Consider the following 14867-nt stretch of genomic DNA (forward strand, 5'->3'; position numbering starts at 1 on the left):
CTCTTTCGATTCTGCGAGGTCCATCATGTCACGGTTGCAGATGGCGGCGGTTGCCGCCTGTGGTTTCGTTGCGCTTTCTTCCGGCCAGGTAGCCGCCTCCGGTCCAAATCAATGCTGGCAACCCTATGAGATTGAAGCGGCGAAGGTCCGGAATCTGCACGTGATGCTGATGCTGGGCGCTCTGCGGTGCAAGGGGGTGAACAAGGAGATAGAGGCGAAATATGCCGCCTTTGTCGATAAGAAGATCGGGCTGCTGAGCAGCTATAATAATGTGCTGAAGACGCGCTTCATGCGGGTGAACGGCATCGCCGAAGGGCAGCGCGCCTATGAGCAGTTCAACACGAAGCTGGGCAACGGCCAATCGGGATTGGCGCAAGCGGGCAGCTATTGCCAGATGACCGAGACGCTGCTGACTTTGGCGACCCAGGCGCAGGATCGGGAACTGCCGCAGCTGGCGACGAACTTTTCCGAAAGCGCGCTGGGGATTGATGCGGTGTGTGAGGCGCAGCCGGTGGTGACGGCGGCAGTGGCAACCCCGGCAGCGGGAGAGGCTCCGGCGGTGGGTGCGGCGGAAGCTGGAGGGACGGGGCAGGTCGATGCTCCGCATGAGGCGATCACAGCTGCGGGAATGACCGTCGCGAAGGCAGCGGAACCGGCGGGGCAATCAAATTCCGCGGCGGCAGCGCTGGAAGCGGCAGCGGTCGCTTTGCAAAATGCGGCGGCGAGCCTGAAGGCGCAGGCTGCGGCTCCGGAAGCGGCGGCGGACAAATCTGTTGCAGCGCCCGAGGCGAAGCCTGCCGTGCTGCAACCTGTGACGGCCAGCTCGACGCCCGTGGGGTGAGCGGCCTGGTTTGACAGGAGCAATCGGAATCCGGGGAGAGTCCCACCCCAACCCTTCAACGAGTCACGTGCCTCGTTTGAACCTGAAGGGGAGAGGCTTTTTGGGTTGTGATGACGTTTAGGGCCGTTGGTCCCAGTTGCAGAGGGTAACGGCGCCGTCAGGCGCGACGGTCAACTCGCCATAGGCTCCGGTGCGCAGCTTGAGCGAGGCGGGTGAGAGGCCGAGCGCTAGCAGGGCGAAGCGGGCAGCGCCGTTGCTGGTGACGAGCAGGTCCGTGCCCTCCCCGCTTTTCGCGAAATAGCTTTGCCAGGCGGCAATGCGGGATGGCGCATTCACGATCCAGCCGGGGGGCGGGATGGCTTGTTCGTCCCATTGGGCGAGCGCCTGCCCACCGATGCGGGCGAGGACTTCGGCTTCGGGGCGGCCTTCGTCGGGGCCGTGGTCGATTTCGTCTAGCCAGGGGAGCGTGCCGATGACGGGCTGGTTGAGCACGTCGGCGATGCAGCTTGCGGTCTCGCGGGCGCGGCTGAGGGGGCCGCTTTGTATGCGGCAGGGGGTGAGGCCTTGCGCGGCGAACCATTGGCCGAGGCGGTCGGCCTGGGCGCGGCCGCTTTCGACAAGGGGCAGGTCAGTGCCCGCGCCTATGCGGCAGGCCGTGGCGCTGCTTTCGAAGGTGTTGCCGTGGCGGATGATGAAGATGCGGCGCATGAGGTCAAGCGGGCGTGGGGTCGCCATGGGTGGCGATGAGGGCCTCTACGCGCTGGATGTCGGCCTCTGTGTCTATGCCGGAGCTGTCGAAGATGGGCGGATCGACCGCGACGGTGGTGACGGGGATGCCAAGTTCCAGGAGGCGAAGCTGTTCGAGGCCCTCCAGCAGTTCGAGCGTGGTGGGTGCCGTAGCCTCGAAACGGGTCAGGGCTTCGAGCGTGTAGCCGTAGAGGCCGACATGGCGCCATACGGGCGAGATCGGCTGGCTGTCTCGCAGGGCCTGTTCGTCACGGATCGCGGGGATAATGGTTTTTGAGAACCAGAGGGCGCGGCCATCGGGGGCGCGGGCGCAGGTGGTGCCGCTGAACGGCGAGCGGAGCTTGTGATCGCGTAGGGCGTCGAGTGCCTGCCAGTCGAGGGCGATGACGGGGGTCGCGACCTCAGCGCCCGAATGCAGCGCGCCGATGACGGCGCTGAGCGCGCCCTGGGGCTGGAAGGGGGAGTCACCTTGCAGGTTGACGATAAAGCGCGGGGGCTCCGGGCGCTGGAGCGCGGCAGCGAGTGCGCGGCCGGAACCTGTCGCGATGGCGCTATCGGTCATGACCGCCGCGCAGCCAACGGCGTGGGCGTGATCGGCGATTTCGCGGTCGTCGGTCGCCACCACCAGCTCCGCGTCGGCGAGGCCGGAGATGGCGGTGCGCGCCATGGCGATGGTCCGGTGCAGCAGGGTGCGCCCGGCGATCAGGCGCAGGGGCTTGCGCGGCAACCGGGACGAGCCCGCCCGCGCCGGAATGACGATGATGCTGTTCAGGCGACCCCGGCGTGCAGCAGGTCGTGCATATGGACGGCGCCCGCCAGCCGCCCGCCTTCGCAGACGAAGAGCAGCGTGATGTTATGCATGTGCATCAGGCGCAGCGCTTCGGAGGCGAGATCGTCAGGCCCCACGGACAGAGGGGGCACGGTCATGAACTGGCCGACGGTTTCGGTCAGTTGCCGCGTATCGGTCAGGGTTCGCCGCAAGTCCCCATCGGTGAAGGCACCGATCAGTTCGCCAGCGCTGTTGACGACCGCCGTACCGCCCAGGCGCGCGCGCGTCATTTCGATGGTGGCGTCGAGCAACGACGCATCTTCGGCCACGCGCGGGACATTGTCACCGGCCGCCATCAAGTCGCGAACCTTCAGCAACTGCGCGCCGAGGCGGCCATTGGGATGAAATTTGTGGAAGTCATCGGCCGAAAAGCCACGCATTTCCATGAGCGCGATGGCAAGCGCGTCGCCAAAGGCCATCTGGACCGTGGTGGAGGTGGTGGGCGCCAGTTCGTTGGGGCAGGCTTCCCGGACGGCGGGCAACAGCACGCAGACGTCGGAAGCGCTGGCGACGGTGCTGTCCGCGCGGGCCGTGAGGCCGAGCAGCGGAATGCCGAACCGTTTGCAATATTGAATGATGGGGCCAAGTTCGTTGGATTCGCCCGAATGGGACAGCATCAGGACGATGTCGTCAGGCGTCACCATGCCAAGGTCGCCATGACCAGCGTCAGCCGGATGCATGAAGAGCGCGGGCGTGCCGGTCGAGGTCAGGGTCGCCGTCATCTTGCGCGCGACGATACCGCTTTTCCCCATGCCGGTGACGATCAGGCGTCCACGCGCGCTCATGATCATGCCAGCGACGCGAAGGAATATCGCGGCGAAATCACGATCGGAGAATTTCGCCTCCAGCGCGTTCAGTCCCTGGGAAGCGACGGACAAGGTTCTACAGGCGGTTTCCACGATCCGGCTGCCAGAACCAAAAGGCACAATTTTTGATAGTGTCGACACAAGTTCGCCCTTTTTTCCATGACGCACGGCAGGTTTTCCTGATCGATGCGGCATGGCGGCAGCCGCCATTCCGGCGCTCCGCCCTAAACCTCGTTATAAGCGACCCATTTCGGCTCGAAGCCGTCCCGGTGACGGGAATAGAACCGTTAACGGCAGAATGGCAATTCAATTTGCCAGCATGAGCGAAGATTTGCGCGCCTTTATTGCCACATATCCCGCAAATTATTGCTTATATGTTGAGGGCCGGAACTTTCCCCCGAGGCGCGCGTAGTGCCGTGCTTTTGTCGGTTATCCTGCGTGATAGTCGCGATACCAGGACACGAAGCGCGGCACGCCGACCTCTATGCCTGTGGTCGGCGCGAAGCCGATATCCTGGGCAATCGCGCTGATGTCCGCGAAGGTGGCGGGCACGTCGCCCGGCTGCATGGGCTGAAAATCTATCTCTGCCTTGCGCCCGATCGCCTGTTCCAGCACCGATATGAGATGCATCAGCTCTTCGGGCCGATTATTGCCGATATTGTAAAGCCGGTGCGGCGAGCGGCTGCCGCCCGCCTTTAGCGATCCATCATCCGCAGGAGCGTGATCGAGGCAGCCGATCACCCCGGTCACGATGTCGTCGATATAGGTGAAGTCGCGCTGCATCCGGCCATGGTTGAACACGGGGATCGGCTCCCCCGCCAGGATCTTCTTGGTGAAGATCCACATCGCCATGTCCGGGCGGCCCCAAGGCCCATAGACAGTGAAGAAGCGCAGCCCCGTCATCGGAATGCGGAAAAGATGGGCGTAGGTCTCGCTCATCAATTCATCGGCGCGCTTGGTGGCGGCGTAGAGCGAGACGGGATGGTCGGCGCGGTCCTCAACGCGGAAAGGCAGGCTGTCATTGCCGCCATAGACCGAGGAGGACGAGGCATAGACCAAATGCCGCACCCGCCGTTCGCGCGCCAGTTCGAGCATGTTGACATGCCCGGCGAGGTTGGAGCGGACATAGGCATGCGGATTGATGAGCGAATAACGTACGCCCGCCTGCGCGCCGAGATGCACGATCGCCTCCACCGTCTGCCCCGCGAGCGCGGCGTGCAGCGCGTCCATGTCCGCGAAATCCAGTTCGGCGAAGGTGAACAGCTTTCCATGCCGCTGTTGCAGCGCGGCTATCCGGTCGCGCTTCAACGAGACCTGATAATAGTCGTTCATATTGTCGATGCCGATCACCGCCCGCCCGGCGGCGAGCAACTGGTCGGCGACGGCCATGCCGATGAAGCCGGCAGCGCCAGTGACGAGAATGGTCATGCGGCCACCACGCTATGTGACAGGATCAGGTGGGTCGCCATGGGGAATCTCTTTCAGCCGTCGCGGGTTAGCCCCATCGTTAACAGACAATCCGGCGCGCGATGTAAAGGGCTTTCCCCCAAAGAGGCGGCCTGCTGCCCCAAATGAGGCAGTTTAGTCTTTCCCTAATCATTGAAGTTTATGCGCTTTGCCATGGACATGGCATCGCATCCCCTGCCCAACGGCACCCGTGCCTATGGCCCCGCGCAGCGCGCCCGCTGGACCGCTTTGGCGGCGGAGGCGGCGGAGGCCAACGCCTTTTATGCGCCGGACATGCTGTGCGCGGCGCTGGATCATCTGGCCGGGACACCGGGCGTGCGGATGGTCGAGGCGCATGCGGGAGGGGAGCTGATCGGGTTGTTGCCGGTGACGGTAGCGGCGCGGCACGGACGCCTGCCGATTTCCTGCGTCACCAACTGGATGCACCAGCATTGCTTCTTTGGTGCTCCGCTGATCCGGCGGGGTGATGAGGTGGCGGCGTGGCGGGGATTGCTGGCGCAGTTGGATGACGCGCATTGGGCGGCGGGATTTTTGTATCTGCGGGGACTGGATGCGGCGGGGGCCAATGCGGCTGCGCTGGAGGCGCTGTGCGTCGAGCAGCGGCGGGGGCGGCGCGAGGTGCATCGTTATGATCGCGCGATGCTGCGATCCGATCTGGATGCCAACGCTTATTGGGAAACCCATGTGCGCGCGAAGAAGCGCAAGGAGATCAGGCGGCTGCAAAAACGGCTGGCGGACCTTGGCACGGTGAGCCAGCATCTGCTGGTGGACCGGGCGGAGCTGCCGCATTGGTGCGCCGATTTTCTGGCGCTGGAGGCGTCGGGGTGGAAGGGGCGTGAGGGGTCGGCGCTTGGCTGTTCTCCGCAGGACGCGGCCTTTTTCCGGGCGGCCTGCGCGGCGGCTTTCGATGCCGGGTTGCTGCATTTCCTGCGCATTGACCTTGATGGGCGGGCGATCGCGATGCTGGCGAATTTCCGTCATGGCGAGGGCGCCTTTTCCTTCAAGATCGCCTTTGACGAGGAGATGGGGCGCTTTTCGCCGGGCGTACTGATCGAGCTGGCCAACCTGCATGCGGTGCAGGGTGATCCGGCGATCGGATGGATGGACAGTTGCGCCGCGCCTGATCATCCGATGATCGACAGCCTGTGGGCCGAGCGGCGCACGATCGTGCAATATCGCGTGGCGCTGCATGGGAGCGGGATCGACCGGATCGGGCGGACGGCAGCCTTCGCGCTGGCCAATGGCGTCGAGGCGATCGCCAGCCATATGAAGGGACAGGGATGACTGCTCACTTGCCGATCAGCGCGCAGGTTTTCGATGAGGAGGCGCGGCGGATATTCGCGGACGCCTATCCGGATGCGTCGGTGAAGTTGCATCATGGGCTTGTTGGGCATCCTCTGCTTGCGATCGACGCGCTGGCCGGGCTGGCGGAGCGGATGCCAGCGGCTTCGGTCGAGTATAATCTCGGCAAGCTGCCTTTGGGCGTGCGGCCGGAAGATACGCCGTCCAATGGGCTGACATTGGGCGAGACGATCCGGACGATCGAGAGCAACGGCAGCTGGGCGGTGCTGAAGAATGTCGAGCGGGATGCGGCCTATGGCGCGCTGCTGGACGCGGCGCTGGCGGAACTGGAGCCGATCGTGGATGCGCGGACGGGGCCGATGCTGAACCGGGAGGCGTTTATCTTTCTGTCCTCGCCGGGCAGCGTGACGCCGTTTCACATGGACCCGGAGCATAATATCCTGCTCCAGATCATGGGCGAAAAGGTGATGACCGTCTTTCCGGCTGGTGATCAGGAGTTGGTGCCTGCGGTGCAGAGCGAGGCATTTCATGCGGGCGGGCATCGTAACCTGAATTGGCGGGAGCATTTTCGCGGGCGCGGGACGGCGGTGAAGCTGCTGCCTGGGGATGCGATCCATGTGCCGGTGAAGGCGCCGCATTTCGTGGAGAATGGCGCGGGCGTGTCGGTCAGCCTGTCGGTGACTTGGCGATCAGAGCGTAGCGTTGCGGAAAGCGAGCTGCATGGGCTGAACGCGTTGCTGCGGCGGCGGGGATTGCCGGTGGGGCGGATCGGCGCTGCGCCGGAGCGGCAGGGGGCGCGGCGATTGGCCTACCGGATCATGCGGAAGCTGGGCGTTTAAGCAACCGGCGAAGCAGCGCTTCTGCTTCCAAGGCAGGCGAGAAGCGTTCCAATATCCACCATTCGAGCGCCTCTTCGCGGATGGCGAGGCTTTGCTTGTAGCGGTCCTTCCCTGCGAGGAGAGAGTAGAGGGTTAGGCCTTTATTCACATAATGCGCGACGGCGGCGGTGTGGCAGAGGAGGCCGGGCTTGTCCTTGGCCGTGCGCGGGGCGGCGAAGGCGGACTGGTAGTTCAGCGCCTGGCCCCGATGGATGAAATTGACGAGCAGGCCAACTGGGCCGCCATCATCGGTGAAGCGGAGGAGTTCGACTTCGCCGCTGGGGATGCCTTTGCGCGCGAGGGTCAGGAGGAAGCGGCAGAAGGCTGGGTCGCTCCAGGCATTGTCTTCGTGGCGGCCTTCGTTGAGGGCGCGCATTTCGTCGAGCCATGTGACGGCTTCGCCTGTGGTGCTGGCGGCGGTGACGGTGGGGAGGCCGTTGTGGTCCTTGATCGCGCGGCGAATCTGGCTGCGGGTGTTGGCGCTTAGCAGGGAGAGATAGTCGCCACTGGCGGCGCGGACGGCTTCGAGATCGGCTTGGTAGACGGGTGAGCGGTCGAGGCGGGTGGCGCGGTGGGTGCGCAGGCCGAGCAAAGGAGAGCCGGGCGTGATGCCGCTAAGGCGCAGGGCGCGCCAGTCGGTGCGGCGCTTGAGGGCCGTGTGGAAGGCTTGGACGGATTCGGCTTCCAGGCCGCGCTGGGCGAGCAGGCCGTTATATTCGACATAAGGGCGGTCGGCGGCGGCATCGCCCGACTGGTTGAGCGAGAGCGTGGCGCAGCGGCCGAGCAGGCGTGGCTGCATCGCGTGGCCGGTGAGTGCGAGGGCGATGTCCCTGCCCTCCTCGTCGGTGACGCTCAGCAGGTCGGGGCGGACGGCGTAGCTTTCGAGCCAGCTGCTGGTCCAGGTCCAGCCCAGGAAGAAGGAGGAGTCCGATGCAGCCTCAAGCGCTCGCCAGCGGGGAGCCAGCGCGGCGAGATCGGGCAAGGGGGAGAAGTGGGCGGAAAGAGCCATCGCCGCCCCTTGTGGCAGACCGGCGGGGGCGGTCAAGTCACTGGCGTAAGGGGATGCCTTAGAGGTTGAGGCGCTTGGCGGGGTCGACCGATCCGTCGGGGCGGACGCCCGCGCGGGCGAGATCGCGGCGCATGCGCCCGGTGAGGAAGCGGAACCACATGCGGAAATCGGCGCGCAGGGACCAGAGGGGATGGCGGAGAGTGGCGGGCTGGTTGCGTTCGATCAGGGCGTGGGCCGCCCAGGCAAAGCCGTAACCGGCGACAGGCAGGGCCGGAAGCAGCCACCAGCGGCCGGTCAACGGCATCGCACCAAGCAGCAGGACGACCGTGCTGGTCCCCGCATAGTGCATCGCCCTTGTCGCGGGGCGTGCATGTTCCTGAAGATAATAGGGCCAGAAATCGCTGAACGCCGCGACATCGCGCATGCCATCCTCCCGCTGCGGACGACCGGGCTAGAGCCAAGTTCAATCCATGTTAAGAGCGATGCGTCAGGCCGTGTGGGATTCAGGGGCGAAAAGGAAATAGTCGTAAGCGGCGCGGGCCACTTCGGCCATGATGCGGTCGCGCGCGGCGTGGCCGCGATGATCCTTCATGACGAAGACGGAAATGGCGATCGGGCGGCCATCAGGCAGGGTGATGATGCCCGTGTCATTGCCGAGGCCATTGAGCGTGCCCGTCTTGTGCGCGATCGGCGTGCCGGGCGGGAGCATGGCGACGAGGCGCGCCTTGCCCGTCTTGCAGCGCGCCATGATGCCGAGCAGCATGGCCGTGCTGCCCTTCTTCAACGCCTTGCCATGCTGGATGGTCGAGAGGAGATCGTTCATCGCGCGGGGCGTGGAGGTGTCGCGCGGATCGGCGGCGAAGGCGATGTTGGGCATGTCTCGCGCATCCCGCGCGCGCGATGACAGGGCGGTTTCGACCTCGTCCCCTGCCCCGCCCGCCCCCACCTTTGCGCGGGCGAGCAGTTGGGCGGTGTTGCTGTCCACCCGCTGGCCGCGAATGCCGAGCGACTGGAGCCAGCCATTGACCGCCTGCGGGCCGCCAGCGCGGGCGACGAGCGCGTCGGTTGCTTCATTGTCGCTGCGGGTGAGCATGAGGTCGAGCAAGGTCGTGACCGGCATCAGGGTGCCAAGGCGCGGGAGCTTTTCATCGAAACGCAGCGTGCCCGCATCGGCGAGCGACAATATCTTGCCCGCCACCGCGACCTTGTAGGTGCTGGCCATGGGGAAAAGCGTATCGCCATTCAGTTCCAGCGTCTCGCCATTGCGCAGGTCGCGCACCGCTATGCCGACCGTCCCGTCGCTGAGCGCGGCAAAACGGGTGAACTCGCCGAGCAGACGCGATTGCGCCGTTTGATGCACCACATTGGGCTGGGGGCCGAAGGCGTCAGCCGTGGGCAGGGGCGCGAGAAACAGGGCAATGCCCGCCACAAGGGCGGTGGTGAAGGAAAGGCGCGGCATGATTTTCCTTTCCCTCATTTTCAGGCGCGGAGCAAGGCCGCCGTGCGGTTGACAGGCCGTTGCCGGGCAGGTCATCAGGCGGTCATGACCGCAACGATAAAGCTCGACGAAAGCTGGCGCGCGCCGCTGCGCGAGGAATTCGACCGCCCCTATATGCAGGCGCTCAAAGCATTTCTGGAAGAGGAGAAGCGGCAGGGAAAACGCATCTTCCCCAAGGGCAGCGAATATTTCCGCGCGCTGGACCTGACGCCACTGGGCCATGTGAAGGCGGTGATATTGGGGCAGGACCCCTATCATGGCGAAGGGCAGGCGCATGGACTGTGCTTCAGCGTACAGCCGGGGGTGCGGACGCCGCCGTCGCTCAAGAATATCTACAAGGAGCTGAAGAGCGACCTGGGCATCGACGCGCCGCGTCATGGGTTTCTGGAGCATTGGGCGCGGCAGGGCGTGCTGTTGTTGAACAGTGTGCTGTCCGTCGAGATGGGGCGCGCCGCTTCACACCAGAAACGCGGCTGGGAAGAGTTTACCGATGCGATCATTCGGCTGGTGAACCGACAGGAGGAGCCGGTCGTGTTCCTGCTGTGGGGCGCTTATGCGCAGAGGAAGGCGGCGTTTGTGGATCAGACGCGGCATCTGGTTTTGAAGGCGGCGCATCCTTCACCGCTGTCGGCGCATAACGGGTTTTTGGGGTGTCGGCATTTTTCGCAGGCTAATGCGTTTTTGGAGGCCAAGGGGCGTGGGGGGATTGATTGGGCTTTGCCGGAATGTGAGGTTTGATGGGCATTGAGCGCCACTGATCGTCATGCCAGCGGAGGCTGGCATCTCGGGAGGTGGTGTTCAGTCTGGTGGCCTGAGATCCCAGCGTTCGCTGGGATGACGGATTTTTTGGGAAGGGGTTGTCCTCCCCATCGGGAGATGGGAGGGGGACCAGCCACAGGCTGGTGGAGGGGGAATGCGCAGCTCGTGCCATTTCCCCTCCACCACTCGCTTCGCGAGCGGTCCCCCTCCCCACGCTCTGCGCAGGGAGGATTTTGGTCTTATCGCTTCTGGGCGAACCAGATGACGTGGCGGGGGCCTTTGCCATTGTCGCGGGCTTTGACCGCTACCTCATCGACCAGAAAGCCTGCGTCGCGGAGGCGGCGGGTGAAGGCGGCGTCGGGGGCAGCGGACCAGATGGCGAGGATGCCGCCGGGCTTCAGCGCGGCCTTGGCGGTGGAGAGGCCAGCGGAGGAATAGAGCCGATCGTTGGCGGGCGCGGTCAGGCCGTCGGGGCCGTTGTCTACGTCGAGCAAGATGGCGTCATAGCGTTGCTGGCTTGCGGCGATCTCTGCCGCGACGTCGCCTTCGATCAGGGTGACGCGCGGGTCGTCCAGACAGCCTGCCGCCAGTTCCACCATCGGACCCCGCGCCCATTCGATGATCTTGGGCACCAGTTCGACGACCGTGGCGCGATCGTCCTCCCCCATTCCCGCCAGCGCCGCGCGCAGGGTAAAGCCCATGCCGTAACCGCCGATCAGGAGATGCGGCGCCTTCCGCCCCTTCAGGCGCTCAAGCGACATGATAGCGAGCGCCTTTTCCGAACCGCTCATGCGGCTGCTCATCAGCTCGTTGCGGTCGAGCACGATCATGTGATCGCCGCCCCGGCTATAGAGTTTCAATTCCTGTCCGCCCGGCACGGCGGCGGTGTCGATGAGTATGCGAGGGGTCACTGGCAGGTCCTTGTGTCGATGGCCCCGCATGGCAGCTTGCTTGAACCGAGGCAAATCATCAAAGGCTGGCGCAAGTGGCGCCCTACCCCTATCTCGCGGACAGCCCCTTCCCCTTTCCAGCAGGCAGTCCTTTTTTCATGCGCTATTTCCTCGACACCGAATTCAACGGATTTGCAGGCGCGCTGATCAGCGTCGCGCTGGTGCCGGAATTTGGCGACGATGAATTTTACGTGTCGCTGCCGCTGGCGGAGGAGCCGCATGGCTGGGTGCAGCGCAACGTCATCCCCTATCTGCGCCATGTGCCGCCGGGGATCGACATGGAGTTGGGCCGGGTCGAGGCCGCGCATCATCTGGCGGATTATCTGGCGGGCGATCCAGAACCGGTGATCGTCGCCGACTGGCCGGAGGACCTGGCGCATTTCTGCGCGCTGCTGGTGACCGGGCCGGGGCAGATGGTGGATATGAACGGGTTGCAGTTGCAGTTGGTGAATGCGGCGGGATTCAGCGCGGCGGCGAATAGCAGGATACCGCATAATGCGCTGCATGATGCGCGAGCTTTGCGGGATTTTTGTTTGGGGAATTAGCTGGCTTCACCCTTCTCCCGCTGGCGGGAGAAGGATACGCAGCCTTGCCAGCTTGCTGGTTAGGCGGAGTTGGATGAGGGTGGCTTGCGTCCACGTTGCGATCCCCTCTCCCGCCTTCGCTTCGCTCGGCACCCTCTCCCCTGAAGGGGAGAGGGGAATTTAGACACCTCGTGCTCACAGCGAAAGCTGGGATCTAGTGAGGCTGGGGCGCGCTCTTCGGCATGCCGCCCCAAAACGGATCGAGGCCCGGTCCTGCTTGCGCAGGCCGAGCCTCATTCCCTCTCCGAACCGATGAACGGATCAGCCGTCGTAGTCGCCGCCGACATTCTGGTTGCGCGGCGGGGCTGCGGCGGTGAGGCGCAGGGCCTCTGCCGATTGGGCGATCGATCCGATTTCGTCCGGCGTGTCGTCGTCGTCGATCTGCACCTTTTGCAGCGAGCCGACGAGCGAATCATGCAATTCGGCCGGAAAGACGGTTTCTTCGGCGATCTCGCGCAGGGCGACGACCGGGTTTTTATCGCGGTCGCGGTCCAACGTCAGTTCAGCGCCACCGGAAATCTCACGGGCGCGCTGCGCCGCAAGCAGGACGAGGTCAAAACGGTTGGTAACCTTGTCGACGCAATCTTCGACGGTAACGCGGGCCAAACGGGCGCTCCTGGCAAAATGATGGAAATCGTGAGGGCAGCGCCTATCAGCGGGCGGGCAGGGAGTCAATGAAAAGCCCATAAAGCCGTGGCGCATAGCGGCAATTAGGCGCATGAACGGGATATGGCGACCAACCGGCAGTCCCCAGCGAAGAGCGACGAGGCCGGGATCGGCCTGTCCATCCGGGGGCACCGGCTGGACGTGATCGAACATGGTCCCGCCCTGCGAGAGACGTTGATCGGCCTGATCGATGGCGCGCGGGACAGCCTGAAGCTCTATTATTATATCTTCGCCGCCGATGAGAGCGGGCGGATGGTGCTGGATCGGCTGATCGCGGCCCGAGGGCGCAGCGTTGCCGTAACCTTGATGATCGATGCGTTCGGATCGGCCGACACGCCCGTCGCCTTCTTCGAACCACTGATCAAGGCCGGGGGACGGTTTGGCCGATTCGGCGCGCGGCGGTCGACCCGCTATCTGATCCGCAACCACCAGAAGATGACCATTGCGGACGACCGGCGGCTGTTGCTGGGCGGCTTCAATGTGGAGGACGCCTATTTCGGATTGCCCGAAGAGGATGCCTGGGTGGACCTGGGCCTTCTGATCGACGGGCCGCAGGTCGCGGCGATGACCAACTGGTACGGGCAGCTGTGGCGGTGGGTATCGACCAGCAAGCAGAGTTTCCGCACATTGCGGCGGATGGTGCGGCATTGGCACCCGTCACTGCACCATGACCCCGATGATCCGATGCGATGGCTGATCGGCGGGCCGACCCGGCGCTTAAGCCCCTGGGCGCAGGTGGTGAAGCATGACCTGGAACATGCGCGGCGGGTGGACATGGTGGCCGCCTATTTCTCGCCCGGACGCGGCATGCTGAAACGCATTGCGCGTGCGGCGCGGCGGGAGGGCGCGCGGCTGATCCTGCCGTCCCGGTCCGACAATGGCGCGACGGTGGCGGCTGCGCGGCTGCTGTACGGACCGCTGCTGCGGCGCGGGGTGGAGATATGGGAATATCAGAAGCGCAAGCTTCACATGAAGCTGATCGTCATTGATGACGCGGTCTTCATCGGATCGGCCAATTTCGACATGCGCAGCCTGTTCCTGAATCTGGAGATCATGCTGCGGATCGAGGATAAGGCGCTGGCGGACGAAGCGAGGGACTTCATTAGCCGTCGCGCAGAGGAAAGCCGACAGATCACGCTGGAACGCTACAAGGCCCAGCGCGGGGTGCTGACTTTGGTGAAGCAGTGGATCAGCTATTTCCTGGTGGGCGTGGTGGATTACACCGTCACCCGGCGGTTGAACTTCCGCAATCCAGACGCGGATTAAGAGGGGTCGCTCCGGGGCGGCCGTCAGGCCAGCGCTTCCTCCGCCGGGGTAAAGGGCAGGTCCAGCGCCTGAGCCACCGCCTGATAGGTCACTTTGCCGTCCCAGACGTTGAGTCCCGCGAGAAGATGGGGGTCGGATTGCAGCGCCTTCTTCCACCCCAGATCGGCGATGCGCAGCGCATGCGGCAGGGTGACGTTGTTGAGCGCGTAGGTGCTGGTGCGCGCGACCGCGCCGGGCATGTTGGCGACGCAATAATGGACAATGCCATCGACGATATAGGTGGGATCGGCATGGGTCGTGGGATGGCTGGTTTCGAAACAGCCGCCCTGATCGATCGCGACATCGACCAACACGGAGCCTTTCTTCATGGTCTTGAGCATGTCGGCGCTGACCAGCTTGGGCGCGGCAGCTCCGGGGATCAGCACGGCGCCGATGACGAGGTCCGCGTCCGCCACGCATTCGGCGAGATTGGCGCGATTGGAAAAGCGGGTCTTTGCTCGCGCCTCGAAATAGATGCCGAGCCGTTCGAGCACTTCGGGGCTGCGGTCGAGGATGGTGACGTCCGCGCCGAGGCCCGCCGCCATCTGCGCCGCGTTGAAACCGACGACGCCACCGCCGATCACGCAGACCTTGGCCGGGAGCACGCCGGGCACGCCGCCCAGCAGCACGCCCCGGCCGCCATTCGCCTTTTCCAGCGCCGTCGCGCCCGCCTGAATCGACATGCGTCCGGCTACCTGGCTCATGGGCTTTAGCAGCGGGAGGCCGCCGCCTGCGTCGGTGACGGTTTCATAGGCGATGCAGACAGCGCCCGACGCCATGAGGTCGCGGGTCTGATCCGGGTCGGGGGCGAGGTGCAGATAAGTGTAGAGTATCTGGCCCGGGCGCAGCATGGCGCGTTCCTCGGGCTGCGGCTCCTTCACCTTGACGATCATTTCGGCCGCTTCGAACACGTCGCGCGCACTCGGGACTATCTCACCCCCGGCACGGGCGTACAGCGCGTCATGCGCGCCAATCCCCTCCCCCGCACCGCTTTCCACCAGCACCCGATGGCCATGGGCCGCCAGCTCATGCACGCTCTCAGGCGTCAGGCCGACGCGATATTCGTGATTCTTGATCTCCCTGACCGTGCCTACAATCATGTTCAGCCTTTCCGTTCCGGAGAGATGCCGCATCTGGATAGGGTATCGCCGGAAATGTAGCTATTGTTCCTGAATGTAGGTTGCGGCCGGACATTTGCCTATCCGCTAGGTCTAACGGACGCAACT

16 protein-coding genes are annotated in these 14867 nt (G+C 64.6%); 6 read left to right on the top strand and 10 right to left on the bottom strand.

What is annotated here, in order from left to right; translation table 11 throughout:
• Window positions 1-25 precede the first annotated feature (25 nt).
• Entirely contained in the window at window positions 26-841 is an 816-nt protein-coding gene (locus tag ACWNC0_RS19575) for a hypothetical protein (protein WP_449474051.1), read from the top strand.
• A gap of 117 nt (window positions 842-958) precedes the next feature.
• On the opposite strand, the gene ACWNC0_RS19580 is transcribed toward ACWNC0_RS19575, so the two are convergent.
• The 4 genes from ACWNC0_RS19580 to ACWNC0_RS19595 form a co-directional block, all read right to left on the bottom strand.
• Window positions 959-1549 (bottom strand): histidine phosphatase family protein, encoded by a 591-nt coding sequence (locus ACWNC0_RS19580; RefSeq protein ID WP_449474672.1) that lies wholly within the window; start codon window positions 1547-1549, stop codon window positions 959-961.
• A gap of 4 nt (window positions 1550-1553) precedes the next feature.
• The gene (gene kdsB, locus ACWNC0_RS19585; protein ID WP_449474673.1) at window positions 1554-2348 is read right to left on the bottom strand and encodes a 3-deoxy-manno-octulosonate cytidylyltransferase; all 795 of its coding nucleotides are present in this window, start codon (window positions 2346-2348) and stop codon (window positions 1554-1556) included.
• Window positions 2349-2356: 8 nt separating this feature from the next.
• Window positions 2357-3364: a KpsF/GutQ family sugar-phosphate isomerase gene (locus ACWNC0_RS19590; RefSeq protein ID WP_449474053.1), complete on the bottom strand. Its 1008-nt coding sequence runs from the start codon at window positions 3362-3364 to the stop codon at window positions 2357-2359.
• Window positions 3365-3652: 288 nt separating this feature from the next.
• Window positions 3653-4651 carry an NAD-dependent epimerase/dehydratase family protein gene (locus ACWNC0_RS19595; RefSeq protein WP_449474054.1) on the bottom strand — a complete coding sequence of 333 codons (999 nt, stop codon included), beginning with the start codon at window positions 4649-4651 and terminating at the stop codon, window positions 3653-3655.
• A gap of 192 nt (window positions 4652-4843) precedes the next feature.
• Between ACWNC0_RS19595 and ACWNC0_RS19600 the strand changes: the two genes are divergently transcribed.
• Both ACWNC0_RS19600 and ACWNC0_RS19605 read left to right on the top strand, forming a co-directional pair.
• Window positions 4844-5974 carry a GNAT family N-acetyltransferase gene (locus tag ACWNC0_RS19600; protein WP_449474055.1) on the top strand — a complete coding sequence of 377 codons (1131 nt, stop codon included), beginning with the start codon at window positions 4844-4846 and terminating at the stop codon, window positions 5972-5974.
• Window positions 5971-6831 (top strand): cupin-like domain-containing protein, encoded by an 861-nt coding sequence (locus ACWNC0_RS19605; protein WP_449474057.1) that lies wholly within the window; start codon window positions 5971-5973, stop codon window positions 6829-6831. The genes ACWNC0_RS19600 and ACWNC0_RS19605 overlap by 4 nt, the downstream gene beginning before the upstream one ends.
• On the opposite strand, the gene ACWNC0_RS19610 is transcribed toward ACWNC0_RS19605, so the two are convergent.
• From ACWNC0_RS19610 to ACWNC0_RS19620, 3 genes are all read right to left on the bottom strand, one after another.
• Window positions 6809-7879, bottom strand: coding sequence for a GNAT family N-acetyltransferase (locus ACWNC0_RS19610; protein ID WP_449474059.1), 1071 nt, complete (start codon window positions 7877-7879; stop codon window positions 6809-6811). The two genes, ACWNC0_RS19605 and ACWNC0_RS19610, sit on opposite strands and share 23 nt — an antisense overlap.
• A gap of 58 nt (window positions 7880-7937) precedes the next feature.
• Window positions 7938-8303, bottom strand: a complete 366-nt coding sequence (locus ACWNC0_RS19615; RefSeq protein WP_449474061.1) for an Mpo1-like protein — start codon at window positions 8301-8303, stop codon at window positions 7938-7940.
• A gap of 63 nt (window positions 8304-8366) precedes the next feature.
• Window positions 8367-9338, bottom strand: a complete 972-nt coding sequence (locus ACWNC0_RS19620) for a serine hydrolase (RefSeq protein WP_449474063.1) — start codon at window positions 9336-9338, stop codon at window positions 8367-8369.
• 84 nt (window positions 9339-9422) lie between these two features.
• Here ACWNC0_RS19620 and ung point away from each other — a divergent pair, with 84 nt between their 5' ends.
• Entirely contained in the window at window positions 9423-10115 is a 693-nt protein-coding gene (ung, locus tag ACWNC0_RS19625; protein ID WP_449474064.1) for a uracil-DNA glycosylase, read from the top strand.
• Window positions 10116-10375: 260 nt separating this feature from the next.
• Here ung and ACWNC0_RS19630 read toward each other — a convergent pair whose 3' ends face one another.
• Entirely contained in the window at window positions 10376-11047 is a 672-nt protein-coding gene (locus tag ACWNC0_RS19630; RefSeq protein WP_449474066.1) for a spermidine synthase, read from the bottom strand.
• 137 nt (window positions 11048-11184) lie between these two features.
• On the opposite strand from ACWNC0_RS19630, the gene ACWNC0_RS19635 reads away from it, so the two are divergent.
• Entirely contained in the window at window positions 11185-11631 is a 447-nt protein-coding gene (locus ACWNC0_RS19635; protein WP_449474674.1) for a hypothetical protein, read from the top strand.
• Between the two features lie 300 nt (window positions 11632-11931).
• Here ACWNC0_RS19635 and rpoZ read toward each other — a convergent pair whose 3' ends face one another.
• Window positions 11932-12276, bottom strand: coding sequence for a DNA-directed RNA polymerase subunit omega (gene rpoZ / locus ACWNC0_RS19640; protein WP_449474068.1), 345 nt, complete (start codon window positions 12274-12276; stop codon window positions 11932-11934).
• A gap of 123 nt (window positions 12277-12399) precedes the next feature.
• Here rpoZ and ACWNC0_RS19645 point away from each other — a divergent pair, with 123 nt between their 5' ends.
• The gene (locus tag ACWNC0_RS19645; RefSeq protein ID WP_449474069.1) at window positions 12400-13602 is read left to right on the top strand and encodes a phospholipase D-like domain-containing protein; all 1203 of its coding nucleotides are present in this window, start codon (window positions 12400-12402) and stop codon (window positions 13600-13602) included.
• Window positions 13603-13625: 23 nt separating this feature from the next.
• On the opposite strand, the gene ald is transcribed toward ACWNC0_RS19645, so the two are convergent.
• Entirely contained in the window at window positions 13626-14741 is a 1116-nt protein-coding gene (gene ald / locus ACWNC0_RS19650) for an alanine dehydrogenase (RefSeq protein WP_449474071.1), read from the bottom strand.
• Between the last annotated feature and the right edge of the window lie 126 nt (window positions 14742-14867).

It is taken from the genome of Sphingobium chungangianum (genome assembly GCF_977014255.1).